1 protein-coding gene is annotated in these 909 nt (G+C 43.7%); it reads left to right on the top strand.

The genetic code is table 11. The annotated features are described in order from the left end of the window. Positions 1–888: IS4 family transposase (locus QTO06_RS25290; protein ID WP_331410341.1), on the top strand; the 888-nt coding region annotated here is incomplete at its 5' end. Between the last annotated feature and the right edge of the window lie 21 nt (positions 889–909).

Raw genomic sequence — 909 nt, 5'->3', positions numbered from 1 at the left:
AAAGAAAGTTACAAATGGGAGCAAGCTTCTCGCCGTGTCGTTGAACGCCTAGGGGATAAAATGTTAGATGTTATCTCGGTCTGTGACCGAGAAGCTGACCTATTCGAATACTTGACTTATAAACGTCAACATCAACAGCGCTTTGTCGTTCGCTCAATGCAAAGTCGTTGTCTAGAAGCCCATCATCAAAAGCTTTACGACTATGCGCAAGCGTTACCAAGTGTCGAAACAAAGGAGCTTACCATCCCCCAAAAAGGAGGGAGAAAAGCGAGAGATGTAAAGCTTGATGTTAAATATGGTCAGGTGACATTAAAGGCTCCGGCAAATAAAAAAGAGCACGCAGGCATACCTGTTTATTATGTTGGTTGCCTTGAGCAAGGAACATCAAAAGACAAGTTAGCGTGGCACCTCTTGACGTCAGAGCCAATAAACAACGTTGAAGATGCCATGAGAATTATCGGTTATTACGAGCGCCGATGGCTGATTGAAGACTTCCATAAAGTCTGGAAAAGTGAAGGTACGGATGTGGAGTCACTCAGGCTACAAAGTAAAAGTAACCTAGAGAGGTTAAGTGTCATCTATGCCTTTGTAGCGACTCGTTTATTGGCGTTACGCTTCATTAAAGAAGTTGATGAGCTATCAACAGAAAGTTGTGAAAAGGTTTTAGGCACGAAAGCTTGGAAGCTACTGTGGTTGAAACTAGAAAGTAAGACGTTGCCTAAAGAAACGCCGGATATGGGCTGGGCGTACAAAAATCTCGCTAAATTAGGCGGTTGGAAAGATACCAAGAGGACGGGTAGAGCTTCAATAAAGGTGCTTTGGGAAGGATGGTTTAAACTGCAAACCATCCTTGAAGGCTACGAACTCGCAATGTCTCTTGATCACTAGACTTGTGATCAAGAGACAGGC

This window comes from Vibrio sp. M260121 (assembly GCF_036533715.1).
Taxonomy (GTDB): domain Bacteria; phylum Pseudomonadota; class Gammaproteobacteria; order Enterobacterales; family Vibrionaceae; genus Vibrio.
The sequence above is the reverse complement of the archived record's forward strand: the minus strand, read 5'-3'. Positions and strand labels throughout refer to the sequence as shown.